At 53.7% G+C, this 25,890-nt stretch carries 24 protein-coding genes, 1 tRNA gene and 1 pseudogene; 17 read left to right on the top strand and 9 right to left on the bottom strand.

From position 1 onward, the window contains the following. The 4 genes from K5905_RS03200 to K5905_RS03185 form a co-directional block, all read left to right on the top strand. The coding region (locus K5905_RS03200; RefSeq protein ID WP_297580249.1) for a 2Fe-2S iron-sulfur cluster binding domain-containing protein at positions 1 to 947 on the top strand (947 nt) is incomplete at its 5' end. Positions 948 to 1,209: 262 nt separating this feature from the next. Continuing rightward, entirely contained in the window at positions 1,210 to 1,626 is a 417-nt protein-coding gene (locus K5905_RS03195; protein ID WP_297580247.1) for a nuclear transport factor 2 family protein, read from the top strand. Further along, the gene (locus K5905_RS03190) at positions 1,610 to 2,971 is read left to right on the top strand and encodes an MmgE/PrpD family protein (protein ID WP_297580245.1); all 1,362 of its coding nucleotides are present in this window, start codon (positions 1,610 to 1,612) and stop codon (positions 2,969 to 2,971) included. The genes K5905_RS03195 and K5905_RS03190 overlap by 17 nt, the downstream gene beginning before the upstream one ends. A gap of 317 nt (positions 2,972 to 3,288) precedes the next feature. Further along, a complete protein-coding gene (locus K5905_RS03185; protein ID WP_297580243.1) occupies positions 3,289 to 3,576 on the top strand; it encodes a hypothetical protein in 288 nt (95 codons plus the stop codon). A 125-nt stretch (positions 3,577 to 3,701) separates the two neighbouring features. On the opposite strand, the gene K5905_RS03180 is transcribed toward K5905_RS03185, so the two are convergent. Both K5905_RS03180 and K5905_RS03175 read right to left on the bottom strand, forming a co-directional pair. Then, complete coding sequence (locus K5905_RS03180; RefSeq protein WP_297580241.1) at positions 3,702 to 5,726, bottom strand: S9 family peptidase; 2,025 nt, start codon at positions 5,724 to 5,726, stop codon at positions 3,702 to 3,704. Between the two features lie 129 nt (positions 5,727 to 5,855). Then, positions 5,856 to 6,596, bottom strand: coding sequence for a DUF1194 domain-containing protein (locus K5905_RS03175; RefSeq protein WP_297580239.1), 741 nt, complete (start codon positions 6,594 to 6,596; stop codon positions 5,856 to 5,858). Between the two features lie 250 nt (positions 6,597 to 6,846). On the opposite strand from K5905_RS03175, the gene K5905_RS03170 reads away from it, so the two are divergent. Together K5905_RS03170 and K5905_RS03165 are read left to right on the top strand one after the other, a co-directional pair. Beyond that, the gene (locus K5905_RS03170; RefSeq protein ID WP_297580237.1) at positions 6,847 to 7,665 is read left to right on the top strand and encodes an enoyl-CoA hydratase; all 819 of its coding nucleotides are present in this window, start codon (positions 6,847 to 6,849) and stop codon (positions 7,663 to 7,665) included. Positions 7,666 to 7,711: 46 nt separating this feature from the next. Continuing rightward, a complete protein-coding gene (locus K5905_RS03165; RefSeq protein WP_297580235.1) occupies positions 7,712 to 8,170 on the top strand; it encodes a DUF3052 family protein in 459 nt (152 codons plus the stop codon). A 13-nt stretch (positions 8,171 to 8,183) separates the two neighbouring features. Here K5905_RS03165 and K5905_RS03160 read toward each other — a convergent pair whose 3' ends face one another. Then, a complete protein-coding gene (locus K5905_RS03160) occupies positions 8,184 to 9,056 on the bottom strand; it encodes a GyrI-like domain-containing protein (RefSeq protein WP_297580233.1) in 873 nt (290 codons plus the stop codon). A 178-nt stretch (positions 9,057 to 9,234) separates the two neighbouring features. Here K5905_RS03160 and K5905_RS03155 point away from each other — a divergent pair, with 178 nt between their 5' ends. The 3 genes from K5905_RS03155 (at position 9,235) to K5905_RS03145 (ending at position 11,656) form a co-directional block, all read left to right on the top strand. Continuing rightward, entirely contained in the window at positions 9,235 to 9,771 is a 537-nt protein-coding gene (locus K5905_RS03155) for a CoA-binding protein (RefSeq protein WP_297580231.1), read from the top strand. 119 nt (positions 9,772 to 9,890) lie between these two features. After that, a complete protein-coding gene (locus K5905_RS03150) occupies positions 9,891 to 10,076 on the top strand; it encodes a hypothetical protein (protein WP_297580229.1) in 186 nt (61 codons plus the stop codon). Between the two features lie 299 nt (positions 10,077 to 10,375). After that, positions 10,376 to 11,656 (top strand): O-acetylhomoserine aminocarboxypropyltransferase, encoded by a 1,281-nt coding sequence (locus tag K5905_RS03145; protein ID WP_297580227.1) that lies wholly within the window; start codon positions 10,376 to 10,378, stop codon positions 11,654 to 11,656. Between the two features lie 101 nt (positions 11,657 to 11,757). Here K5905_RS03145 and K5905_RS03140 read toward each other — a convergent pair whose 3' ends face one another. Next, positions 11,758 to 12,774 (bottom strand): COX15/CtaA family protein, encoded by a 1,017-nt coding sequence (locus tag K5905_RS03140; RefSeq protein WP_297580253.1) that lies wholly within the window; start codon positions 12,772 to 12,774, stop codon positions 11,758 to 11,760. 239 nt (positions 12,775 to 13,013) lie between these two features. Here K5905_RS03140 and K5905_RS03135 point away from each other — a divergent pair, with 239 nt between their 5' ends. Beyond that, positions 13,014 to 13,229 (top strand): DUF2842 domain-containing protein, encoded by a 216-nt coding sequence (locus K5905_RS03135; RefSeq protein WP_297580226.1) that lies wholly within the window; start codon positions 13,014 to 13,016, stop codon positions 13,227 to 13,229. Here the strand turns inward: K5905_RS03135 and K5905_RS03130 are convergent. Further along, entirely contained in the window at positions 13,189 to 14,220 is a 1,032-nt protein-coding gene (locus K5905_RS03130; protein ID WP_297580224.1) for a polysaccharide deacetylase family protein, read from the bottom strand. The genes K5905_RS03135 and K5905_RS03130 overlap by 41 nt on opposite strands. Positions 14,221 to 14,481: 261 nt before the next feature. On the opposite strand from K5905_RS03130, the gene K5905_RS03125 reads away from it, so the two are divergent. Beyond that, positions 14,482 to 15,663 carry a GNAT family N-acetyltransferase gene (locus tag K5905_RS03125; RefSeq protein WP_297580222.1) on the top strand — a complete coding sequence of 394 codons (1,182 nt, stop codon included), beginning with the start codon at positions 14,482 to 14,484 and terminating at the stop codon, positions 15,661 to 15,663. 11 nt (positions 15,664 to 15,674) lie between these two features. On the opposite strand, the gene K5905_RS03120 is transcribed toward K5905_RS03125, so the two are convergent. After that, positions 15,675 to 18,074 (bottom strand): exopolysaccharide transport family protein, encoded by a 2,400-nt coding sequence (locus tag K5905_RS03120; protein WP_297580220.1) that lies wholly within the window; start codon positions 18,072 to 18,074, stop codon positions 15,675 to 15,677. Between the two features lie 195 nt (positions 18,075 to 18,269). On the opposite strand from K5905_RS03120, the gene K5905_RS03115 reads away from it, so the two are divergent. From K5905_RS03115 to K5905_RS03095, 5 genes are all read left to right on the top strand, one after another. Beyond that, the gene (locus tag K5905_RS03115) at positions 18,270 to 18,827 is read left to right on the top strand and encodes a polysaccharide biosynthesis/export family protein (protein WP_297580219.1); all 558 of its coding nucleotides are present in this window, start codon (positions 18,270 to 18,272) and stop codon (positions 18,825 to 18,827) included. A gap of 107 nt (positions 18,828 to 18,934) precedes the next feature. Continuing rightward, on the top strand, positions 18,935 to 20,164 hold the full coding sequence (locus K5905_RS03110) for a glycosyltransferase (protein WP_297580217.1): 1,230 nt from the start codon (positions 18,935 to 18,937) through the stop codon (positions 20,162 to 20,164). Next, positions 20,164 to 21,771 (top strand): undecaprenyl-phosphate glucose phosphotransferase, encoded by a 1,608-nt coding sequence (locus tag K5905_RS03105; RefSeq protein WP_297580215.1) that lies wholly within the window; start codon positions 20,164 to 20,166, stop codon positions 21,769 to 21,771. Before K5905_RS03110 ends, K5905_RS03105 begins: the two co-directional genes overlap by 1 nt. A 5-nt stretch (positions 21,772 to 21,776) precedes the next feature. Beyond that, complete coding sequence (locus K5905_RS03100) at positions 21,777 to 23,021, top strand: O-antigen ligase (protein ID WP_297580251.1); 1,245 nt, start codon at positions 21,777 to 21,779, stop codon at positions 23,019 to 23,021. Between the two features lie 96 nt (positions 23,022 to 23,117). Then, positions 23,118 to 23,194, top strand: a tRNA-Pro gene (locus K5905_RS03095). Between the two features lie 163 nt (positions 23,195 to 23,357). Here K5905_RS03095 and K5905_RS03090 read toward each other — a convergent pair. After that, positions 23,358 to 23,885, bottom strand: a complete 528-nt coding sequence (locus K5905_RS03090) for a hypothetical protein (protein WP_297580213.1) — start codon at positions 23,883 to 23,885, stop codon at positions 23,358 to 23,360. A gap of 424 nt (positions 23,886 to 24,309) precedes the next feature. Between K5905_RS03090 and K5905_RS03085 the strand changes: the two genes are divergently transcribed. Next, entirely contained in the window at positions 24,310 to 24,852 is a 543-nt protein-coding gene (locus K5905_RS03085) for a hypothetical protein (RefSeq protein ID WP_297580211.1), read from the top strand. A 29-nt stretch (positions 24,853 to 24,881) separates the two neighbouring features. Here K5905_RS03085 and K5905_RS03080 read toward each other — a convergent pair whose 3' ends face one another. Together K5905_RS03080 and K5905_RS03075 are read right to left on the bottom strand one after the other, a co-directional pair. Next, positions 24,882 to 25,703 carry a hypothetical protein gene (locus tag K5905_RS03080; RefSeq protein WP_297580209.1) on the bottom strand — a complete coding sequence of 274 codons (822 nt, stop codon included), beginning with the start codon at positions 25,701 to 25,703 and terminating at the stop codon, positions 24,882 to 24,884. A 78-nt stretch (positions 25,704 to 25,781) separates the two neighbouring features. Further along, a pseudogene (locus K5905_RS03075) lies at positions 25,782 to 25,890 on the bottom strand (site-specific DNA-methyltransferase); the annotation flags it as partial.

The following is a 25,890-nucleotide window of genomic DNA, read 5'->3' as shown; positions in this document are numbered from 1 at the left end:
CCGGTGAATGCGGATCATGCAAATGCCGCCTGGACGAAGGCAAGGTCAAGGATCTCGGCTCGGTGCCCGGAACCCTCAGCCCGGAAGAGATCGCCGACGGCTGGATACTTCCGTGCCGGACTATCGCCAAAACCGATGTCCATCTGTCGGTTCCAGGGGTACTGGGTGCCCCGCCCCCGGTGCTGCAAAAACTGGAAGGCGAAATAATCGATCTGCAGAAAGTCGCACCCGACATTATCAGGCTTTGGATCGAACCGCCTGCGCCTTTTTTGTTTCACGCCGGACAATTTGTTGAGCTCCAGTTTCACGGCCAACCAAAGCGCAGTTATTCTCCGGCCAACAAACCAGGGGCTGCCGTATTGGAATTTTTTGTCAAAATCGTTCCAGACGGTTTCGTCAGCACTTATCTGGCGGGTGAAGCAAAACCTGGCAGCAAGGTTCGAATTGAAGGTCCGTTCGGCACAGCCAGCCTGAGCGCACCTCCGGACCGTCCCGTTCTGTTTGCGGCTGGCGGCACGGGACTTGCGCCCTGCCTTTCCATGATCCGTTACCTTGCCAATACGTCTCCGGACACGGCCTGCGTCCTTTATGCAGGCGCCTGCAAAGCGTGCGACCTGTTTGCAGAAGACGCGTTGGAAAGCGTTCAATGGATGATGCCAGGACTGAAGGTCGTGAATGTCCTTTCCGGGGAAACCGACCCCAGATATGAGACCGGATTTATCGCTCCGAACATTCAAAAATCTCACGAAACCCTTGCGGGATGGACCGCCTTTATCGCCGGTCCGCCACCTATGGTCGAAAGTGTCAGGAAAACGGTTCTGAACATGGGTATCGATGCAGGTGATACTTACAGCGATCCATTTACGGCAGCCGTTCCACCGTCGGCACTCACAAGAGCTGTCAACTCGTTAAGACGATTTGCCTCGGCGGGTTCAATGCGTGGATGAAGCACATTGGATTTGCGCCCCACCGGACGCAGACAAGCGACTTCGAAATCGAAATGACGGTTCGAACCGATCTTCATGGCGCTTTACATGCAGGATTTTGTTGATCTGACAACAAGAAACATCAGCGGCAGCATCGTGCACCGCTGCCAGACATCCAGTCTCATGGATTGGTCTGGCGAGCCATCGCACGTCATGGTTTATACTGCCGCTGATTGCCTGTAGACTGCTTTCATTCAAGCCCTTGCTGTGCCGGAGGCATAGAATGATCTTTACTCAAGACCGGTTTGAGACTTACGAGGACGAATTCAACAACGCACCGGACAAGAGTGCGTTTTTCGACAAGTATTACAATCCCGACGCCATCTTCATTCATCCTTATAAGGGCACCTTCAAAGGCAAGGAGCAGCTGGTTGGGTTTTGGAACTCAGGCAAGAATTCAGGCCACGACGGGATTCATGAAATCCTGCATTTGAAAAACTTCCTTGCCGTAGAAGACAGGATTGCCGTTGAGCTCAACATTGAATGGCGGTGCCTGAAAGACACCGACTACCTGGGCCCCCGTAAGGCAGGCGACGTGTTCTGGGGCCATTGCGCGGCGTTCTACAAGCTCAGGGATGGCAAGTTCGCTGAGGTCTTCATTTATCTCAATCTGGCGAAATCCGATGAAACCGCTCTTTGAAGAGAAACTTTCCCGTTTCGCCCTCGACCTTCTAAACACTCAAATCGATAGCGAAACCACTCGCATTCTGAAGCGAAACATTCTCGATTCCTACGCTGGCATTTGTGGGTCCATGTACGACGTCGAAATGCTCGAAAAATTCGACCGGATGGTGGACATTGCGCCGGTCGAAACCGGTGTCCATGTCTGGGGAACGAACAAGGAAGGCACGCATGCGGATGCGATTTTCCTGAACACTATTCTCGGGCGGCGGAGCGATCTTCTCAACACCTACTTCTCACCGAACAATATGGGCGTCTCGCACCCTTCGGACAATGTTTCGCTGATCTTGACGCTTGCTGACTGGCTCGGAAAGTCCGGCAAGGATGTGCTCAACCTGACCCATCTTGCCTACATGCTGGCCGGTATCTTCTCCGACTACTATTTCCCGGAATCGATCGACTATGATCACGACGCCGCGGCACTTTTCTACACAACGATTGTCATCGGTTGCGCTCTTGGTCTCGATGCCGATGAACTCACCAATGCCCAGCGCATCGCCGGAGGCATGGGGCTCGATACCAACCAGTCAGCCCGGGACCGGGTGACGGACTGGAAGCATTGCACTTACGCCTCCTGCGCTTTGCGCGGTCTTTTTGCAGTCAAGATGGCCAAGGCTGGAATTGAAGGCCCTTACAAGATTTATCAAGGCACGGCTGGTGTTGACCACTTCTTTCCTCATGCCGACAGTTTGTTTGGACTGACACCGGATCTCAGCACTGTGGTGTTCAAACGCTGGCCTGCCCTGGTGTTTTGCCAGACACCCATCGATGCAGCACTCGAGCTCGCACCCAAGATCGGTGACCCGGCATCGATTGATAAAATTAAGGTCAGCACATACGCAATGTGCGTCAACATCGGCGCAGGTGAAACAGCCTGGAGACCGGACAGCCGCGCCGGGCGGACCCATTCCCTCCCCTATTGCGTCGCCGCTGTTCTGGCCAAGGGTTCAATCGCTTATCAGGACTTTGACGAGCCCTTTGCGGACGATTCCCGCTTGAAGGAACTCATGGCCAAGGTCTCTGTTGCCGAAGATCCGGCCATGACCGCCGCCTTTCCGGCCAAATCCGCCTGCGCAATCACCGTTACTCGAAAAGACGGTACAACGGAAACGGCTTCCCGCGACTACCCGCGCGGTGACCCTGCCGATCCGTTAAGCGATGTGGAAATTGAAAGCAAACTGCGCACATATTTCTTCTTCGCTGAAGACGATGAGGTCTCAAGCGTTGTCGATCAGGTCACACAATTGGAGACGCTGGCGGACATTAAAGGCCTAGTTGCCCCGTTGAAGAGGCGCCGAATTTGAACTTCCCGCCCGAAGGTCGAACATAATTCAGCGTGCCCATCATGGCCTCCTCGCCTCAAAATTAGGAAAGAAGATGTCTACAAATCTAGGGGCTATTCAAGATGAGGGTCTGGCACTCCAACAAACTGAAATCGCTTAACGGGATAGAGTCTGCTCCGGATCTTGAAGTGCTTGATCTTCGAGAAAACTGACCGCTTGAGGATGCGGCTGCGCTGCGCGCGCTCCCCAAACTCCATACTCTTTCAATAGCCGGCGGCCATAGTTCGTTGCAAAAACTTGCGTCGCTCGATTTCCTCGAGGAGCTGCCAATTCGGAATTTGACCCTCATTGCGGTCGACGGAGGATCTTTGGATCTCGCCCCCGTTGCACGTCTCCCGCATCTCGAAAGTCTTGACCTGCACGGACCGAATTTTGCGCCCGATGAACTGGCAAAGGTTGCCGCTGCCTATCCCTGGTTCCTCAATCAGCTGATGAAACTGCCTGACTATCCGATTGACGGAATGGCCTGCAAGAAATGCGGTAACCGCAAGAAGGAACTCTTCATCAAGGGAAAAAAGGGCTCTGGTGCCCGAGCTGCAGGAATGAAGAGTTGCAAAATGAGCTGAACGAATTCAACGAACTCGTTGCGTCCGTCCACTCATAACATCCCGCCAATGCATTTTCGGCAAGTCTTGGAAAGGTCGGCAATTCGGCACTGTTTCAAGTCGGACAAACTGGTTTAACGGCACGATCATTGGACTGTTCGCCGATGCTTTTCAGTCCACTCGAGACAGGACTGCAACAAACGCAAATACAGCTTGGGTGGATAGTGATCATGGGTCGAACCAGGATAGCCGACCAAGTGAGCGTCGACCCCGACACGCTTGAGCGCGCGATAGAATTCCTCCAACTGAGTATAGGGGACGTTATCGTCTTCAATACCGCCTTGTATCAGCACAGGCGTGCGCACGTTCTTCACGTGAAAAATCGGCGAGCGATCAAGAAACATCTGCAGATTGTCGATAAAACTGCCTCCCAGATACCAACTCGTCTGGAAATAGCCATTGGTGCCCTCCAGGCTGATATAGTCGGTTTCACCGGCAACCGGACACGCGGATCTGAACCGGTCGGTCTGCGTGATGATCCAACTTGTAAGGGTTCCACCATTGCTCTGACCGATCACAAAGAGCTGTTCCGGATCGACAAGCCCCAGGTCGATAACATGGTTCACACCGCTCATGATATCCTGGTAGTCCGGGCTGCCGAAATTGCCAACCAGACCTTCACGAAACTTGCGGCCATAGCCCAAGGTTCCCCGATAGTTCACGCGCAACACGAAATATCCCTTTTCGAGATACACCGCGGTCGCAAAGAACTTCATAAGCGGCAAATATTCATTGAAATCAGCGCCGTTTGGACCACCGTGAATTTGAACCACGAGAGGAAATCTCTCACCTTCTTTATAGTTTTCCGGGTAGCTCAAAAGGCCTTCAACCGGCGTGTTGTCGAGCGACCTCCATTCCACCAGTTCTGTCCTGAGCATACCGATCTCATTGAACCGGTCGTTGACCTGACTGATTTTCATCGGAGCGAAGCGGGTCAGGTCACTGACATATATCTCCGGCGGTTGATTATGTGTCTGGCCAATGAAGGCAAGTTTCGCCTCCTTACCGCTCACATCTATGTAGGAAGACGTGAGATATGTGTTCAGACCGGGCGCTCTGAGGTTATCCGGGGCACCGAAGACCTTGGCATAAGGGCTGCCATCGATCGGCATTTCGTAAAAAGAGTAGGTAACACGGTCATTTTCTATGAAGTAAAGGCTTTGAGAGTCGTCCGCCCACTCCCAAGGAAACGGAAGCCTGTTCTTGGAGGGAGGAAGATCAACGATGTCTCCTCCGTGAACAGAAAAGAGCTTCATGTCCCAGAGAAACGACCACTTGAAAGCACCCGGGGCATTGATGAAGGCAATCCATTTCCCGTCAGGAGAGAATTTGGGAAAATACATCCAGTTTTCATTGCCGGCGTCCAGGCGTTTGACGTCTTTCGTCGCGACTTCCACGATCGAGATCTGGGCTTTGGCCCAATAGTCGAGCCCTGGCCGCTCCTGATGGGCGAAGACGACTTCCCGACTATCCGGTGACCAGTCATAGGCCCAGTTGCCAGCCCATTCACTGACGGAGAACTCAGCGTTTTCGGTAAGGTCTGAAAGCTTTCCCGACTTTTTATCTTTGTCCAGTTTCAAATGCCAGAGCCGGTTTTTGTTGAATATGTCTGCGTCTTCGACATCGGGTTCGACAAAATCGGGATCAGCCATGACAAAGGCGATTGAATTTCCGTCCGGTGACCATTTGAAACTCGAGATATCCCGACTTACGTCGGTAATCTGTCTGCTTTCACCACCCTGAGAGCTGATGAACCATATGTTGCTAACACCTGTCTTGGAAGAAAGGTAAGCAACCAGGTGTCCGTCAGGTGACCATTGCGGGCTTGATGAGTGACTTGATTTTTCAATCAACGTGCGAACATCGGCACCGTTAGTATCCGATATGACGTATTCGACCAGATACCGATCGTTTTGGATGTCCACGCTGTTCACGCCATAGATCAGTTCTTTGCCATCAGGCGAAAACGCAAGCTCTGAAAGCCGATTAACGTTCAAACTCAGTTCCGGTGTCCATCGATCCTGTGCCGAAACCGTCTGCTGGAATGATCCAATGTATATCGCAGTACATGAAATCACGAACCAGAACAAAGTCTTGAGCAATCGAAACATATCTTAACTCCCGTCAAATCCGGATTGGATCGGGCGCGGTCTTGTGGGGGCTTTTTTCGTAGTAGCTCCCTTCCGTGAAATCGACGGAAAACCGCGATCAAATGTACAAAGTCCGAATGCCTGACCTGGTTACGGATCCCAGAAATACTGGTCGCGCATACGTCGCCAGATCTTCTCACCCACCAGACAATCATACGGTTCTTCGAACGTGATCTGCGCGGGAATGACCTTCGCTTTGCTTGGCGGCGTCCGGCCTCCTATTTCCAGGATCAGTTTGCGCCGCACAGCGTCAGGGAATTGCTCCCAGTCTGTAACCGGAATGACGAAACTCGTCGGACCACCGATCACACAGCGGCGATAATAGACATCGAGATCCGGGATATTGAACTGAAATCCGACCCCACCCTTTGTCATCAACGGCAATCCATTGATGACAATACCGCTTTCAACGGCCGCATCCCGGGCAATCGTGACAGGCGCGCCGTGATTGTTCGGTCCGTCACCGGAGATATCGATCACATGCCGATCAGCAATGTAAGGCACTTCTGACAACAGATCGGCACCGCGTGCGATGGCTCCGGAAATTGATGTCCGGCGCTGCCCGTAGGAGCTGTCATCCAGCACCAGTTCGGCAAATCTGTCAGCATCGGTCTGGTTTTCAATGACGGACCAGTCGACGATCACCCTGCCGTGGGTGTCGTTGGCCCACTCGAACATCATCAGGGCAATGCGGCCATAAGCCCCCAGTCCTATCGCATGCACAACTTCCGGGCTGGAGATTGCTGCCGCGTAGCCTTTTCGCTGAATTCGCAGTTCTGCCGTGGACATGGAGCGTGAAACGTCAACCGCGAGAACAAGCGCGACATCCACCCTTTTCTCTTGCGCCGACAATGACAAAGGCACGAGCGCAAAAAGCGCTGCGCAGATCAGGCACGTGAGATGAGCAAGCCTCCACATGAGAAAAAGGATAGCTCAATTCTCGAGATCTGCCATCCAAGGGAACCGTCATAACGCATAAATGATCCGTGACCATCGAGGCATACGATAGCTCACGGAACCTATCGCACATTCGATCCGATCAGTTATAACTGCGCCAATCACGCAAATCAGGAACTGGTCCATGTCCGAAATCGCCGCCAATGACGAAGCCCAAAAACCGATGCTTTCAACCCTCCTGCATGAGGGTGTCTACCGGATCGTGATGCAACGTCCGGAGCGGATGAATTCACTTTCCACCGAAATGATGACAGCTCTTTCCGGCGAACTCACCCGAGCGGCGGAAAACCCGGATATTCGGGTTATTCTGTTGGGTGCGGAAGGCAAGGTTTTCTGTGCGGGCCACGACTTGAAGGAGCTGACTTCGGCGCGTGCTGAAGATGGCGGCAAGGCAACATTTGAACGCATCATGCGCCAATGTTCCGACCTGATGCAGCAAATCGTGCATTTGCCGAAACCGGTCATCGCTGTTGTCACCGGTGTCGCCACGGCAGCCGGCTGTCAGCTGGTTGCCTCTTGCGATCTGGCGATTGCCACCGATACGGCAACCTTCTGCACGCCTGGCGTCAATATCGGTCTTTTCTGCTCCACACCCATGGTCGCACTGTCTCGCAATGTCGCCCCGAAACAGGCGATGGAAATGCTGTTGACCGGTGAAGCGATCGACGCGTCAACGGCGAAAGAATTCGGTCTTATCAACCGAATAGTGCCTCGAGACTACCTGGAGCAGATTGTGCAGAAATATGCTGAGGTTATCGCATCCAAATCCGCAAAAACGCTAATGATCGGCAAGGAAGCCTTTTATCGCCAGTTGGAAATGCCTCTGTCGGAGGCCTATGATTTCGCGGCGCAGACCATGGTTGAAAACATGATGGCAAAGGATGCGGAAGAAGGCATTTCCGCTTTCCTGCAAAAGCGCAAACCGGAATGGACGGACGGTTGAGCTGGACGGCACAAGCCGGCAACAACATTCTGGTCAAGGAGCAGTAATGCAACAGGCAGGTTATTCCGGACGCCCGTTGTCCGCAAAGCTCGGCCTCAAGCCGGGCATGACCTGCTGGCGCCACAAGATGCCGGAGAACATTGCCGGGTTGCTGGAAAGCCAGGAACCGGGCGTTCTGCTTGTTGATGCTCCTGCTCCGGGCCTCGACTTCGCCCATTTATTCACGGCAGAACGTGACACCCTCGCCGACCATCTCAAAACCCTGCGGGACAATCTGGCTGCCGATGGAATGATCTGGGTGTCCTGGCCGAAGAAATCCAGCAAGGTTCCTTCAACGGTTACGGAAGACGTGATCCGTGAAATATGCCTGCCAATGGGTTTGGTGGATGTGAAGGTTTGTGCAATCGACACTGTCTGGTCGGGGCTGAAACTGGTGATCCGAAAGGAATTCAGGAACGCGCAAACGCAGAAGCTGGCTCTTTCGAGCCAGACTTCAAACGACTGACACCCAATCAAGCTCACTGCAAAGGTAGAAAGATATCTGTTTGTGCCGCGTGTTCCGGGACGTCCGGAAAGAAGCTCAACCTTTGTACAAACAATGGAAAATCGCGAAGCTCACGTCCGCTCTGTGGCAGCCAATCCCGATAAAGCGCTCTGATGGTGCGTTCAGCGAAATCCAGTGACCCGGTGTGTCTTACAACCGCAACCGGACCGCCGGGAATGGTTTTTGTAACAACACCGTGTTCGTTATCAGTGACCGGACCAGAGACCGCGCAGCAGATATCGAAACGAAAATCTTCAGGTATTGTGGATTTCGGATCGTAATAGAGAATATTGAACGTGGCGCTTTTTGACGGTGGCAACGCATTTTCCTTGCGCCAGGCGATGAATTTCTGCACCGAGGCGGGCAAGTCCGATTGTGGTCCCTTATGCTCGAAAACGGCTACAAGTGTTTCGGGGAACTCGGAAATTCGAAGACTTGTAAAATCAGGATTACCGACTGGCATGAACTGTCCTTTCAATTCAATGAGTGGATCATAGGTCTGGTGCCAGGCAGTCCAGTCCGCTGCCTTTCGAAACTCTGACGGCGTTTGCCGAAAGACGCGTTTGAAAATCCTGGAAAAGCTTTCAAGGTTTTCATACCCGGCGTCATAGGCAATTTCGGTGACGGTAACGCTCGGCCGGAATGCAAGTTGCTGTCCGGCCCGTTTCATCCTCATCAAGCGTTGGTATTCAGTGATACTGACACCGAAAAAGGCGGAAAACTGACGTTGAAAGTGAAATCTTGAGTAAGCGGCAACCCCTGCAAGTCCACGGATATCCAATGGTTCATCCAGACTTCTTTCGACCTCTGTCAGAACTCTTGCAAATCGCTGCCGTATTCCATTCATTCACCGGTCTCCTGTCCTGAAAGCCACCCTGGCACCTCCTCGTCTTAGGTCTGTCGGAGTTTCCATGCCTGACCGGTTGTGCGCTTTTTAAAATGTGACCAGACCGCAGCCACGAAACACTTGCAGTTGAACGGCGTTTCGCCTTGGATGGCGCGGCACAGGCAAGGACGTTCAACGCATGAATCACGACGTATATTCCGACACCTATATCAAAGGCATCCTCGACGAGGTCAAAACCATCGCAATGATCGGTGCCAGTGCCAACACCGTTCGCCCCTCCTACTTCGTTCTGAAATACCTGCTTTCAAAAGGATATGAGGTCTGGCCGATAAATCCCGGTCAGGCGGGGAAGGAAATTCTGGGTCAGACGGTTTATGCCTCGCTGGATGATCTGCCCGATGTTCCGGACATGATAGATATTTTCCGCAATTCTGCTGCGGCCGGTCAGATTGTCGATCAAGTCATTTCCGGCGGCAGACTGCCGAAGGTGATCTGGATGCAGTTGACGGTTCGTCATGATGAAGCTGCCGAACGTGCCGAATCAGCAGGAATTAAAATGGTCATGGACCGCTGTCCCAAGATTGAGTATGGCCGCCTTTCGGGTGAAATCGGCTGGGCGGGTGTCAATTCCAAGACCCTGACGTCGAAACGCCCCACACTCAAAACCGGTTTCCAGCACCGGGGCCTTTCTGGAAACGTTTCCAAAGGCGATTGAAACGTGTTGATGTAATTTTTTACTTCACACCAGCTTCGCGCAATGCTCTCCTGTAAGTCTGAGAACAGAGAGACAAATACCCGGACAATGATCCGGATGAGAGTGGCGTAGAGAGTAGAATGACCCAGGACCCAACCCTTTTTACCGCGTTTGAGTGGGTGTTGCTGGCGATGGTGGTGTTAATTTGCCTCCTTCTGTTTGTTGTCGTTCACAGAGCCGAGGCCGGGTCGCCTTTTTCCGAGCGCGACGAAAACTGGTTCCCGGACGACAAGTCGGCAGAACGGCAAACTCCTGAGAAACAGTAGCTTTCAACAGCTGGTGCCGGCTTGGTTTCTTGCAAAAACAATGCAAGTCATCGCTTAAAAGTTGCATCGACAAAGTTGACAGGCACCATTGATACCTTCTGGTGACGGGCGAATTTCCGCACAACGTCCGGCAGGTGTCTTTTGCAGGCGCACGGTCGTTTTCGCCAGATTTTGGACCCATTGCGCTAACTCTCTGACATCAAAAATTTTCTTTCCATTGCCAAATCGGAAAAATCTTGCTTTGACCTCCCCAATGCCCTCGGTCAAACTGACCGCCATTCCAATTGGGAGGTTCTTAAATGAGCGAAAAAATTCCGGGGTTTTCCACCCTGTCCATTCACGCCGGTGCGTCACCTGATCCAGCAACTGGCGCCAGGGCAACACCGATTTATCAGACGACGTCCTTTGTCTTTGACGATGTCGATCACGCCGCCTCCCTTTTCGGCCTCCAGGCCTTCGGCAATATCTATACCCGGATCACCAATCCGACGACGGCTGTCCTGGAAGAGCGGGTTGCAGCGCTTGAAGGCGGAACCGCGGCACTGGCAACGGCGTCCGGCCACTCGGCGCAACTCCTGTGCTTCCACGCAATGATGCAGCCTGGCGATAACATCGTTGCAGCCAACAAGCTTTATGGCGGCTCGATCAATCAGCTCAACCATTCTTTCAAGAGCTTCGGCTGGGGCGTGAAATGGGCGGATCCGGACGACCTGAATTCCTTCAAGTCTGCCATCGACGACAAGACCCGTGCAATCTTCATCGAAAGCCTGGCCAACCCGGGTGGCATCGTGATGGACATCGAAGCCATCTCCACCCTTGCCAAATCCAAAGGTATCCCGCTCATCGTCGATAACACGATGGCAACACCCTATCTGTGCCGGCCGATCGAGCATGGTGCAGACATCGTTCTTCATTCGCTGACCAAGTTCATGGGTGGACACGGGAATTCGATGGGCGGTATCATTGTCGATGGCGGCAGCTTTGACTGGTCTGCCAGTGGCAACTATCCGCTGCTTTCCGAGCCTCGTCCCGAATATCAGGGGGTCGTGCTGCACGAAACCTTCGGCAATTTTGCCTTTGCCATTGCCTGCCGGGTTCTTGGATTGCGTGATCTCGGACCGGCAATTTCGCCGTTCAACTCCTTCCAGATCCTGACCGGGATCGAAACGCTTCCCCTGCGCATGCAACGGCATTCAGACAACGCGAAAAAGGTTGCTCTGCATCTGTCCGGACATGACAAGGTGAAGTGGGTTTCCTATGCCGCGCTGCCGGAAGACAAACATCACGCCCTGCAGCAGAAATACATGCCCAAGGGCGCAGGTGCGGTTTTCACATTTGGTGTGGAAGGCGGCTATGATGCCGGTGTTGATGTGGTCTCAAAGGTGCAGCTGTTTTCGCATCTCGCCAATATTGGCGACACCAGAAGCCTGATCATTCATCCCGCGTCCACGACACACCGTCAGTTGTCCGACGAACAGAAGACCGCAGCCGGTGCCGGACCGGATGTTGTTCGGATTTCCGTCGGCATTGAAGATGTCGAAGACATTATCGCCGATCTCGATCAGGCTCTTGCCGGCTGACAAAGCCAAAACCAAAGCCAAACCATCGACGCAAAAGACCCGCCAAACGGCGGGTCTTTTTACGTTTGCTGCCAGAGCTTGGTTGAAGAACACGCACGCGGTCATGCGCGAATGGGATATGCCCCTTTCAACACTGCGAGGTGATCAACTGACGCCGCGAGAACCACAACGGCAAATCCCTGATGCACCAGAGCAATCGACAGTGGGACGTGCCAGAGAAGCGTTAGAATGCCAAACAGGGCCTGTAGCAGAATAAAAGTACCGACATGCGCTCCGGCACGGCGGAGTTCCTTGCGCTGGCTCGCTTTGAAAGTGGCAAACATCAGAACAATCCCCGCAGCCATCAGGACATAAGCAGTCATTCGATGTTGGAACTGTACGGTCAGGACGTTTTCAAAGAAGTTCAGCCACGCAGGCTCCATGATAAGCAGACCGTCGGGAATGAATTTGCCATCCATCAACGGCCATGTATTGAAGGTCATACCTGCATTGAGGCCGGCTACCAGACCGCCGAGAAAAATCTGAACAAAGACAAGACCAAGCACCAGGACACTCACCCCGGTCAACCGTGACTGTTCGATCGGTTCCGGAACGGACAGAGGCGTCAGACGGCGGGCAATCCAGAACAGGTAGGCGAATATGATCAATGCCAGGGTCAGATGAACCGCCAGCCTGTATTGACTGACATCCACGCGTTCAACAAGCCCTGAGGCAACCATCCACCAACCGACGACCCCTTGCAGCCCTCCCAGTACAAGACCCAGCACCAGCCTCGGTTTCAACCACGGTTCAACGCGCCCGGACGCCCAGAAGACCACCATGGGTACAAAAAAAGCGACGCCGATAAACCTGCCCAGCAGTCGGTGCCCCCACTCCCACCAGAATATGAATTTGAACTCATCAAGGCTCATGCCCTTGTTGATGAGCTGGTACTCCGGGATCTGCCGATACTTTTCAAGTTCCTCTTCCCACTCAGCCTCACTGAGTGGCGGGATGACCCCATGAATCGGTTTCCACTCTGTAATTGAAAGACCGGACTCGGTGAGCCGCGTTGCACCGCCAACAACAACCATTGCCAGGATCAGGACACAGACACCATAAAGCCACCAGCGGATCATGGCTCTGCTGCGTCTGATCCTTTCCAGTTTGGCCGGCAATACCGGGCTTTGCGTGTCGTTTGCACTGTCTGCGAATGCTGTCATGAACCCGTACCGGAATTTGCACTTTGTATATTTGACCTTTGGCTTGCGGAGATATAGGTGCAAGGGCAAGACAGCAAGCGGTGTGGGACATTTTGCGGCAATCCGTCCCTCAAAACCGCTACTTTTCAATCAAGGTCAACGGAAACGCACTGACAATGGTTCCCTCTTTTCGCAAATTTGTAGGCATGGTCACGCTGGTGATATTCGTGATCGTCTATGCCTTCATCGCCATGGTGATCGGTGACATGACGTTGCAACAGTCGTCCAACCTGGTGCGGTTTGCCTATTTCGCCGTTGCCGGACTGGCCTGGGTGGTCCCGGCCGGTGCGATTATCTGGTGGATGGAAAAAGGCGGGAAAAACCGGACTTGACGCCAAATCCGGAGGCAGCCCATCGCGCGGCGCGATAAAGAGCGAATGGCGCTCCGGTCAGGTATTGGTCAACGACTGCCGGATCCTGAAACTTGCCATTCAGGGACACGCGCGGAAGCATCATGGGATCGCGGGCGTTTGCCGATTGCAGCACGCCTGGCAATGTCGTTACCGATGAAGCAAATCCGATATCCCGCAGAATGTCGGCATCGCGCATGCTGACAGCATGAGATTTTCCATAAGGATAGGCGAAATGCTTGGGCCTGCGGCCAAGCTCTTCCTCCAAACGCTTCAGGCCTTTTTGCACGTCGGCTCGGGCAGCCGATGCCTCCAGCCGCGCCATTGCGTAGTGTTCGTGCGTATGGGCCCCAATGGTGACCAGCGGATCGAGCGCCAGTTGCCGAACTTCATCCCAATTCATGGCAAGCTTATCGGCCAGTGCCTTAAGATCGATTTTGTATTTCTCGGCAAGTGCGCGAACAATTCTGCGTTGATCCAGCTCGCCGATTTCAAGTGTCAGATAATCTACCATCTTGTCAAAGCAGGCATTCTTCTCCGCAACGGTTGCGCAGGGAATTCCATTGGTGGCACCGGCTTGCGTCAGCACCACTTCATCGTTTTCAGCGATGATTTGTTCCAGAACCAGCCACCAGAGCTCGCTGGTTCTGTCGATCAGACCAGTTGCTACAAAGACGGTGAACGGGGCCTCCATCTCCTTCAGGATCGGATAGGCGATCTCCAGATTGTCCCGATAACCGTCGTCAAAGGTCAGGACGGCATAGCGATGATGACCGTACCCCGATTTTAGAAGATCAACGGCTTCATCGAGAGAGATGATCTCGTAGCCATTGGCCCGGATCCTCTCAACCGCCAGACGCAGGAATTCCGGGGTGATTTCAAGATGTCGGTTCGGCTGGAAGCTGTCAGGCTTCGCGGGACGCACATGATGCATCATGAACACAGCACCACAGCCCTGTGTAAGCGGAGCCATCATGCGACCCAGCCCAGTCCCCTTCAGAAGACCGAATGCCCGTGTGACTGCCTTTTGCCTTATGCCCATATGGCTGAATGCCCAATCTTGAAGAAAGTGCCAGTAAGGCACGGTTTCTTTAACAATTATTGCTAAATCTATCGAGACTTATTCCGATCTACCAGCATCTCTTCGGGTCTTTTCCCAATGATCTTCGAAAATGGTTTATCTGATGTTCACAAACCGTTTCACCCTGCAAAGAGTGAAGTCCAGGGTCAGTTCATGAAATCCGGGAGCACCTCAATAGACGTTGCAATTCATTCGAGCCTTAGCGAAGCGCAGGCCGACTGGCAACAACCAAAAGATGCGCCAGGCAATATTCCCTACCAGTCTTTTGACTGGCTCACCGCCTGGACTGAAACGCTTGGAAAAACCCATGACGAAAATCTGGTGATTGCAATCGGCCGGATCGAAGGTGAACCGGTTGTCCTGTTGCCCTTTGGACTTCGAAAGACAACAGGGGTCAAAACACTCTCGTTTCTGGGATCGGAATTCGGCAACCAGAACACCGGTTGCTGGGACCCCTCGTTTTATGCAGATGCCACAAGCGAGCAGGTGATGTCTCTCTTGATCGAGACAGCCAAGCAATCCGGAGCAGACCTGGTCTCCCTGCAAAATGTGCCGGAAGCCTGGCTTGGGCGGCGACATCCGCTTTTGCTGGAAACGTCGACCTCAAGCCCGAGCCCGATTTTCACACGCAATCTCATGACGGATTTCGACACGCTGTTTAAAGACACGCACAGCAAATCCGCTCGGAAAAACCTCCTGCGCAAGCAAAGGCATCTGCAATCGTCTGAAGGCTACCGTGTCGTGAAGGCACATACAGAGGAAGACATCGCACGAGGATTTGCCGCATTTCTGGAACAACGCTCCTTGCGCGCATCTGCCGCCGGAATTCCAAATGCCTTTTCGGAACCGGCCGCTCAGGACTTCCTTTCGCGTCTTCTTGGCTTGCCTAATGTCAACACCGGGGACAACACGCCGGTCATGGATCTCTGGTTCCTTGAGGCAGAAGGTGCGATCCGAGCAACTTACCTGTGTCTGGAACACTCGGAAACAATCTATGCATACGGCAACAGCGTTGCACATGACGAGATGCTGCCCAACAGCCCGGGGCTGGTTCTGATCAAGGAAATCATTGATTACGCCTGCGCGGCACCGGAATTGAACATTCTTGATCTTGGCCTTGGTGAAGAGCGTTACAAAACCGCCTGGGCGGAGCCCCTGCCCTTGAAAGACAGCATGCTTGCAATCACCTTGACGGGAAAAGCGCGGATGCAATTCGATTTTGCCCGCACCCGGGCAAAATCTGCCATTCGCAATTCCGAAGTCTTCTGGCCCCTTGTCCGGCGCTTGCGCAAGTGGAAAGCGGGATTGGGCAAATCCGCTAGTTCTTCCGACTAAACCACTTTCTCTTATGCGGCATGGCCGTCGTCGCTGCGACGCGGTCCAGGCCCCTCACCGCCGGCGATCACAACCTCAACCTTGGCGCCGGTATTGTGGGCGAGCAGATTGGCCGCGCTTTGCAGCTCGTGACTGTGGTCTGGAGCACTCGCTGCGATTAGAACCCTGTCGGCAAAACTCAACATGCGTGCGCTTGCCAGCGTTCCGTCAATGGCTCCCAGATCAACAACGATGGTCTCGTAAGTGGACTTGATCGCGTCCAGCGCCAATTTGAAGCGTTCCGTATCGACCATCTCGTCGGAAATGGCGACACGGCCGGCCTCTATAATGTGTGCCTTGGAGGCTGCATCCCGGTAAACGACCTTTGCAAACGGAGCCTGCCCGGCAACGACGTCAGAAAAGCCCTCTGCGGCCTTGCCGTCGGATTGTTCAGGAAACACTTCCATGATCAACGCGGACTGGCCGGTGCCTGCTGCCTGGCGTGCAAGGTCAAAAGTCAGATCATGAGACAGGGCTTCATCGTCGACACTCAGGACTACAATGCGTCCCGTGGCCTGAATTTCATCAGCATATGTTGTCGCCAATGTTTCAGTTTCAGGCAATGGCTCTTCCGAATGCGATTCCGGTTCATCCTCACTTGGTTCTGTCCGAAGATTGTCGATCCAGTCCGGAGCAACGTCGTGATCATACCGGGACCGGCGAGACACTCGAACTGTTTCCGGGGTCTCTTCCTCTTCAGTTCCCTTTACATTCGCAAACAGAGCCTGCTTGTCGGAGACCTCCTCAACCTCTCCAATTTCCTTTGTATCGGGCGGATCACGGTCGAAGTCTGCATTCATCTGGTAATTCGTGACCGAATGACCGTAGCTTCGCTCCCAGCCGAACCCGTCATCGGATTTGCCGCCGGCCTCCGCAAATTGAGGGGCGCTGCCATCAGATGCCCTTTCGGAAACATCCTGAACGGATTGGGATGCCGACGTCGATCTGGCGAAATTTTCAGCGTGAACCCTCTGAATCGCATTCCCACTCAGGAATTCGCGCATGATTACAAAGGCGCAGCCCAGGATGAATGTCACTAGCGCCGCAATGATTGTGCTGGAAACGACTTTCGGCGAGAAGGGTTCGGCCGGAACGCTCGCGCGCGAAATGATGCGTGCGTCCGCAGGCAAAACCTGAGCCCGCAGTCTGGAATCTGCCTCCTGATAGCTTAAGAGAAGCTGGTCCAGTTGCGCGGCCTTGGCATTGGCTTCACGTTCCAGCTCGCTCAAGCGAGCCTGGTCGGCATTTGTTCTTGCGGCTGCCGTCTTCAGGTCTTCGAGCCGCTTTTCCAATGCCAGAGCCTGCTGATTGGCAACTTTTGCATCGTTTTCCAGACCCTGCAGGACCTTGCGTGCTTCGGCGCGGATTTGCCTGTCATAGTCTCCAAGCTGAGATTGCAACGCCTTCAATTGCGGATGGCTTGGCAAAAGAGTGATAGAGAGTTCGGCAATGTTCGATTGAATTTCGACCTGCCGCTCCCGCAGACGCTGGATCAAGGTTGAATTCAATACATCGCTGGCGGTTTCCAAAGATCCACCGGAAGTGAGCAGCTCCCGTATCAGATCGGCCTTGGCCTGTGCTTCCGCTTTTGCTGCCTGCGCGGCGGAATAGTCACTGCTCGTTTCCGCAAGCTGCTGCTGGCTCAACGGAATGTTGTCGGTGCCGATCAGAAGGTCGGCGCGTGCGCGAAAGTCCGATACAGCCTGACGAGCCGCCTGCACCTCCTTGCGAAGTTCCAGGATCTGCGGCTCCAGCGCCGCGGAAGCGAGCTCAGTGGTTTCCCGTTTCGCGCTCGACTGCAAAGTCAGGTATTCATCGACAATGGTGTTTGCCACTTTTGCCGCAAGTACAGGGTTCTCCGCTGCAAAGTCCACCGCAATGACGCGGGACCCTTCCAGCCTGTAAATATCCAGGTTCTTGTAAAAATGCTTGAGAACGCGTTCTTCTTCGCTGTTGCCGGAGGAACTTTCACCGAGCCCCACGAGAGACATCAGACCGCCGAACAACGACCCTCCCCCCTTGGCGTCGAATTCAGGGATCTCGGCGAGATCGAGTTTCTTGGCAACGCGCCGAGCCAGATCCGCCGACATCAGCAACTGAACCTGGCTGGCAACTCCTTCAGCGTCCAGAAGAGCTCTTTCCTCTTCAATACCTCGAGACGCCCCGGGAAACTTGTTGTCCGTGCTTTCAATCAGAATGCGGGCTTCAGCCTTGTATTTGGGCGCAACGAACTGCAAGCCGAGAAAAACCGCAACCGCAACGAACAAGGTCAGAGGCAACAACCAGCCAAGTGACCGTCCGATAGCGCGCATCAAGCCGCCCAGATCCAGAGCCATGTCGTCTTCGGAATACGTCTGCCGCTCAGCATTCATCGTTTGAAACTCCAATTCCGGCAAACTATGTCGAATTAGGGTAAGCGATCGGTTAAGCTCCCTGAAATCTCCCCTCGGCACGCGTTAATTAATGTACGCACTGTTTCAAGGGCCTCCATTTTATACATTCAGCGCTCTTCACGCTCAATTAACCATAACACGCGATGCTATCTGCGAATTGTAGGAGAGTCGTAGATGCCAATGAGAGCGCTTCTTGTCCTGGGCCTTTGCCTGGGCCTTGCTGCATGCAGCGGGTACAGACAGCCGCCCACAGCATTTCATGAAACACTGACACAGCCTTATCGTCTGGATTCCAGCGATCGGTTGCGCATTATCGTGTTCGGTCAGGAAGACCTTTCAAACACCTATGTCGTTGATCAAGCAGGGTATATTTCGTTTCCGCTTGTTGGCAATGTTGCTGCCAGAGGCAAAACTCAACAAGGCCTTGCCAAGGAAATTGCCGCCAAGCTGAGGCAAGGTTACATCCGTGATCCGGACGTCTCCGTCGAGGTGGATACCTACCGTCCGATCTTCATCATGGGTGAAGTGCAAAATGCAGGCCAGTATAACTACGTTGCAGGCATGACTGTTCAAAATGCCATCGCGACGGCCGGTGGATTCAGCTCTCGTGCCCAACAATCGAATGTTGATATCACCCGGCAACTCAATGGTGAAATTCTAAATGGCCGTGTGCCCATTTCGGACCCGATTCGCCCCGGAGACACAATTTACGTCCGGGAACGCTACTTCTAAGGCTTCCGGAAGTTAACTGCGGACTCACCTCCCATTGTTAGAGTGCGGTTTCAGTGCTTCACTGGTTCGATAAAGAAACCAGGAGGCGAAAACAGGGAAACTGCACCATGACTACGACTCCGATGAGGATCGTGCATTGTGTCCGCTCGCCTATTGGTGGAATTTTCCGCCATGTTCGTGATTTGGCGACAACGCAGGCAGAAGCGGGCCATGATGTCGGACTAATATGTGACAGCAGCACGGGCAGTGCATTCGACAACCGGCTTGTAGATGAGCTTGAATCGAAACTAGCGCTGGGTGTCGCTCGCTTTCCAATGCAGCGTCAGCTCACTATCCAGGATCTCACAGCAACTTACGCCCTTTACCGCCATATCCGCGATCTGAAACCGGATATCCTGCATGGGCACGGTGCCAAGGGCGGAGCTTACGCGCGCCTTATCGGCAGCGCATTGCGTCTGGGTGGGCATAAGGTGGCACGTGTCTACTGCCCTCACGGCGGCAGCTTGCACTATGATCCGAACAGGTTTGAAGGTCGCGTCTATCATACGATTGAACGCCTGCTCGGACGGATCACCGACGGCCTCATTTTCGTTTCCGACTATGAGTCTGCGGCCTATGAGAGCAAGGTCGGGCATCCGAAGGCACTGACACGGATCGTTTACAACGGTCTGATGCCAGAGGAATTCAAGCCTGTCACGATTCAGGACGACGCAGCCGATTTCCTCTATATCGGCATGCTGCGCGACCTGAAGGGACCGGACCTCTTCATTGAAGCGATTTACAATATCCGTCTGAAAAACGGTGTTGCACCGACCGCACATATTGTCGGTGAAGGTCCCGACGAGGACCGCTACAGGAAAATGGTCCAGAAACTGGGCATGGAAAGTGCGATCACGTTCCACGGCGCCTTGCCTGCGCGTGAAGCGTTCAAGCTTGCCAGAAATGTTGTGGTCCCCTCACGCGCAGAGGCCATGCCGTACATTATTCTGGAAACCGTTGCGGCCCAGAAGCCCCTGATTGCGACCCGTGTTGGCGGCATTCCTGAAATTTTCGGCCGATATTCAAATCGGCTGATCGAGGCGGGTCATATTGGCAAACTCACGCTTGCCATGGAAACCGCACTTGCCGAACCGGCCAAAATGGAACAGCAGGCTGAAGAATTACGCAGCTGCCTGGCCGAGACATTTTCCATCAACTTGATGAGTGACCGTATCACCGCGCTCTATCAGGAATTGCAAGGCTTTGTTCCTTCCGATTTATCCGCACCCGCCCCGGCGAAAAATGCTTCTGCCGTATCGCGTGCACAAACCATTTATGCCAAATCGAGTAACAGGTAATGACCAACCCTGCCGTTAAGCAGACAGATCCCGTCACTCCGGACCCGTCCGAAAAAGACGGAGCGAATTTGCGCCGAAAGCTGGAAAGCCAATTCCGGCGGACAGTTGAAGGTGCAACCGGACAACCCAACATCGAGACCTTGACCCCGGCAACATCCGGACTGTCCGCGGGCGCCCTTGAAATCGCGCGCAATCTCGGCGGAAAGGGAAAATCCATCCCCGTTGTCACCGGATTTGTGCGGGTTATGGACATTCTGGTAATTGCTGCCGCTTCGGCCATTGCAGCCGCGATCGAGCCGGGTCTCACCGTGTTTTCCTGGGCTCAGCTGTTTGCCACGGGAACCGCGATCCTGTTTGCACTCGCCTTTTTCCAGGCAGCGGATGTCTATCAGGTATCGGTAATGCGCCGGGGGCTCTCGCAGCTCGGACGCGCGGCAGCGGGCTGGACGCTCGTCTTTGCGATGTTCGCGGTTCTGATGTCGACGACCGGTATCGGATCGGGTCTTTCCGAAGCCTGGATCGGGTCCTGGTACGCTTTGGGACTGGCGGGCATATGCGTGCTGCATATGGCTGTCTACAGACTGGTGCGCCGCTGGATGAAATCCGGCAGCCTGGAGCGGCGCGCGGTGATCGTTGGCGGCGGCACGGCCGCAGCAGAACTGATCCATGATCTGGAAGCACAAGCGGACAATGACATTCGGATCTGCGGTATCTTCGACGACCGCGCCAATGACCGATCGCCCCCGGTTGTCGCCGGATATCCCAAGCTCGGCAACATCAGCGCCCTGGTCGAATTCGCCCGGCTGGCGCGGATCGACATGCTGATCGTCTGTATTCCGCTGCGCGCGGAAAAACGGGTGCTGGAACTTCTCAAGAAGCTTTGGGTATTGCCGGTTGATATCCGTCTGTCCGCGCATACCGACAAAGTCCGCTTCCGCGACCGTGGCGCTTCATTCATCGGCACGGTGCCTTTTGTCGATGTCATTGAAAAGCCGATCGCCGACTGGGACATGGTCGCCAAGCGGATTTTCGACCTCGTGTTTGCGACCTTTGCCATCGTTGCGCTGTTTCCGGTGATGATAGCAACCGCGATTGCAATCAAGCTCAACAGCAAGGGGCCAGTCCTGTTCAAGCAGAAGCGCTACGGTTTCAACAACGAGATCATAGAGGTTCTGAAATTCCGTTCCATGTATACGGAAATGGCTGATCCCGACGCCAAGAAGGTAGTGACCAAAGGCGATCCGCGCGTGACAAAGGTCGGCCGGTTCATCCGCAAGACTTCGATCGATGAACTGCCGCAACTGTTCAATGTGCTTGCAGGCAGCCTCTCGCTCGTCGGCCCCCGCCCGCACGCGGTCAACGCACATACCGACGACAAAACCTGGGACGATGTCGTGGACGGCTATTTTGCACGCCACAAGGTGAAACCCGGTGTAACCGGCTGGGCCCAGATCAACGGCTGGCGCGGCGAAGTCGACACGCCCGACAAAATCCAGAAACGTGTCGAATGCGATGTCTATTACATCGAAAACTGGTCGATCCTGTTTGACCTGAAAATACTGTTCCTGACGCCCTTCCGGCTGCTCAATACGGAGAACGCGTATTGAGCCTGATGAGCGAACCATATGGCGGCGCCGCAATTGCGCGCGCGCCGCACGGTCTCTCAGTCAAAAGCCTGGGCAACGGTACCCTGTGGCTTGCCGCCTTCCTGTCCGGTTTCGTTATCGAGGAACCGGCTCCCTATGAACTCTACATGGCCCTTCTGTCGGTTGTCTGGTTTGCGTGCGGACTGAAGTTCCGCCCGGAATTCGGGCCATTGATCATCTGCATGATGCTCTATGTCGCCGGTGGTGTGGCGTCCGTTCCCCTGGCTCAGGACTTTGGCGACGCGATGATGTACATTGCCGTCTCCGGTTTTCTGGCAATTACAGCCATTTTCTATGCCGCAATCCTGGCCGATGATCCCAACAGATTCCGTATCATTCAAAACGGCTATACATTCAGCGCCGTGCTGGTGTCAGCAATCGGTATTGCCGGTTATTTCAACCTCTTTCCGGGGGCGGACTATTTCACGCTTTACGACCGGGCCCGCGGCACCTTTCAGGATCCAAACGTTTTCGGGCCGTTTCTCGTTCTGCCGACATTGCTGATCATCCAAAAACTCCTGCGGAACTCGGTCTTGAAAAACCTTCACCTTCTGGTGCCGCTGGCCATATTGCTGTTCGGTATTTTCCTCAGCTTTTCGCGGGGAGCCTGGGGCGTGCTGTTCGCGGCCGTCTTGATCATCTATTTTCTGGCACTGGTAACCGAGCAAAATCCCCGGCGGCGCGGCCGCCTGGTTTTCCTGGGGTTCGGCGGCGTTCTTGCCGTATTTGCGCTGCTTGCGATTGCTCTGTCCATCGACACCGTCTCCGAGATGTTCGCGCAGCGCGCGCGCCTGGTGCAAGACTATGACGGAGCCCGTCTCGGGCGATTTGCGCGCTACGCACTCGGATTTCAGATGGTCATGGAAAACCCTCTCGGGCTGGGACCTCTGGAATTCAACAAATACTTTCCGGAAGACGAGCACAACGTCTATCTGAAAGGATACACGACCTACGGATGGCTCGGCGGTTCGGTCTATCTGCTGATGGCCTTCTGGACACTTCTGGCCATGGTGCCATTGCTGTTCAAATCGAGGCCCTGGACCGCGTTCACCCAAAGTGTGTTTGCGGTGTTTGCCGCGCATCTGATCCTGTCGGTCATCATCGACACCGACCACTGGCGGCACATGTATCTGTTCTATGGTCTCGCCTGGGGAATGATTGCCACCGACAAACTTGAGCGAAAGCGACAATGGTCGATGGCCAAAGCATAGCCTTCAAATTGAACTGCATAAGTCTGGGCAAACTCACACGCCAGTTGCAATTAGCCGCTTGCGCTTGCAAGTCGAACAAGCTAGGTAGGAGCCGTTCGGGCAGTAGCGCAGCCTGGTAGCGCACTTCACTGGGGGTGAAGGGGTCGTCGGTTCAAATCCGGCCTGCCCGACCATTTCAGATGACTGATCTGATTGTGTATTTTATTCTTCCGGCATCATAGATTTTCAGTTGAACAAATCTGCCGTCATTTTTGTAGCGCGCAACTTCGTTTGGCACTTCGCGCAACTTCACTTGGCACCCAGATTTTTGCTCAAAGCAAACCAGAGTCGGTATGGCTATCTGAACTCACTCCGCTTTTTATCGTAATAGCTTTCAACCGGAATTGCGTCAGCACCATGCAGACGCTGCCTCATATCCATGTATGGTTCAAACACTCTCGCTAGCTCTTCTGTTACGAAGTATCTTATCGAGTAGTCTTTCAGTTTTTCCCAATCTTCAGATTCATCGTTTTCATCGAGTTTTTTGCAGGCGTGCTCGAGATCTTCAGCCGCCAAAATGAGGTTCAATATGTAGGTGGAAACCTCTGAGCCAAATAGGAAGCGTGCCTCATCTCGCGCTGTCAGCAAGAGGCTAAGTGGCTCACCTCCCTTTTGTTGCCAATCTCTTTCGATCAATCGAACGGCTCTCGAGACCTTGTCAAATACGTTCAATCGGTCTCTGAACAGATCCAAGACGATCCTCTGCTGTGCAGTCCTCCACTGCTGGTAGGCCACCCACGCAACACATATGGCAACAAGAGGGGTGGCAATTGCCGTCAATGCCGAGAACAATTGAAATCCAGCAGCCACTTCTCCGTCGGCCATGTCACAATCCTTGAAGAACCAATTAGACCGGATTAAAGGCGATTCACGTTGCCTTTAAAAGCCTTTCCCTGCCAATCTTGCAATAGACTGCTTATCCCGGCTGCAATGTCAGCTTCCCGCCTGGATGACCGCAACGAGTGCACTTCAACGATCGCCCTATCCGCTGTTCATTGATAAAAACGTAGTCGTCTCCGTACCGCTCGATCAGCATGTCTAGATCCAGCTCGCGACCATGACCGCAATAGCAGTTTCCGTACAGACGAAATCCGGCCGTCTTCAGGTCCAGAAGCGTAACTAGCGTTGTGGGCCTATGCGTATTGCGAGCCTCCAGGTCGGGGTGTGCTGATTTCAAGCGATTGCTTATCATTGACAGTTTCGTCGTTGTGATGGTCCTAATACCCTATTGATAGTTAGGAACACGATCATGGCAATGCTTCTTTATGAACCTAAGGACGTTCGGAAAAAACGCGCTGAACTCAGAAAGCAAGACCTCGACCGTGACACGTTTATGGCTGCTTACAACGAGGATGAGACACCTGAGGCCGCGATCGGTCCTATAGAGTTCTTCCCAATGACGGACAAGGAAGACGAAAATCACTTCATCCTGAATGTAAACCGGGAAACCGATGATCAACCAGCCGGCGCAATTTCGCTTTCGGTGTCCGAACTCATCGAAGCGCTCAGTCAGTATCTGGATTTTGAACGTTCAAGGGAGATGACCGAAGCATTCGCGCAAGGTTACAAGGACGGTACAAATCCAAGTATCGCATACAGAGGCAGTCCACTGGACCCGATCGATCTGATGGAAGATCGGCGCGATTTCTCCGCAGGCGTGATTGCTTCGTTCAAAAGCATGGTTGAAACGCTGGAAGCAGAGCTGCCCAGATACGATGCCTGGATCGACAATCAACGCAAGAAGAGAAAGATCCGCAAGGACTGGCCTCCCTACAAGCGGCCTCGTTCATGAGACCATCAGGTTACTATGAGCACGGTAGCTCATTCCCAAATCCGTTTACCGTTCTGATCTGGCAATGGGATACTCCTCTCACTGCCGTAAATCTCCAGTTCCACCGCTAGGTTCATAAATTTATAGGTGTCATAGAAGAGCGTTCTGTCGAAGGCGCTTAGTGAACTTGGCAGTTCCATCATCAAACGGGAATAATCGACAAACAAAGTTTTCGCACTGTCGTCTGCACTCTTCAATTCTTGGCCGATCTGAGTTCTGCTAGCCAGTACTTTAATCGCGTTGGCCGCATGCACCGAATGGTCACGCATTACCAAGGACGGCTGCAGCCCAATCGACACCTGTCCGGTGTTGGGAGAACCGTTACAAATTTTGATGATATGCGGAGCAACCATATCGACTAGAGTGTCCAAATCTCTTCTTGCTTGTTGCTCCGCATTTAATCTAGCCGTTTCAGCCATAATTTTGGCCTGTTCCTCAAGAGCTGACCGCTGCCTCTCCGCTTCCTCTCTGGTCAGTTTCAATTCTTCCTTTGTGAGCCGCAGAACTTTCTCCTGCGCACTGAGTTCGCGTGACTGAAGCACCACTGCAAACGCTAACCAAATAAACGCAATTGGAGCGAAAACGCCCGCGAGGAAGTCACCAATCTCATTGGGAGCCATGCAGCCGGAAGGTGGTTTTGCGGCAATTAGCATGCGTTCTGTCCAGCTAGGCCAGGACGTCCAATTTGATGCACAATTCATAACCTGCGGAAAGGCAATAACCACGGCTATTACCCCTATGACAATCGTAAGCAACCATGGCCAGAACCAACGACCGTTGGATTTAGTGTCTTTTTCCGTATCAATGTTCATGGCTACCCCCGATCACAGCTCTATGATCTGCAACCGAGGGATTTGCTACAAGGGGCTGAAGTCGATTTAAACAGGCATTTAAGCCGCCTTTGAAAGCCTTTCACTGGCGATCTCGTAGTACGCCGCCTCACGCTCGCAGCCGACGAAACGCCGCCCGGATCTAATCGCAGCAACCCCTGTGGTACCG

The organism is Roseibium sp., assembly GCF_025698965.1.
GTDB lineage: Bacteria > Pseudomonadota > Alphaproteobacteria > Rhizobiales > Stappiaceae > Roseibium.
This window is presented reverse-complemented; position numbering and strand designations above follow the sequence as displayed.